The following is a 250-nucleotide window of genomic DNA, read 5'->3' on the forward strand; positions in this document are numbered from 1 at the left end:
GTCGTGGCGAAGGGGTTAACGCACCGGATTGTGGCTCCGGCACTCGTGGGTTCAAGTCCCATCGATCGCCCCATTTTTTTATAACAATATATGTCTCAGTAGCTCAGCTGGATAGAGCATCCGCCTTCTAAGCGGACGGTCGGGAGTTCGAACCTCTCCTGAGACGTTTCACATGCGGTCGTGGTGGAATTGGCAGACACACCATCTTGAGGGGGTGGCGGGGCGACCCGTGCGAGTTCGAGTCTCGCCG

The 250-nt window shown here is 57.2% G+C and carries 1 tRNA gene; it reads left to right on the top strand.

Annotation, left to right across the window (positions count from 1 at the left end):
- The first annotated feature begins 92 nt into the window (after positions 1–92).
- Positions 93–166 (top strand) — tRNA-Arg (locus tag SB752_RS32995).
- The last annotated feature ends 84 nt before the right edge of the window (positions 167–250 follow it).

Source organism: Brevibacillus sp. SIMBA_040 (assembly GCF_046535075.1).
In the GTDB taxonomy this organism is placed as follows: domain Bacteria; phylum Bacillota; class Bacilli; order Brevibacillales; family Brevibacillaceae; genus Brevibacillus.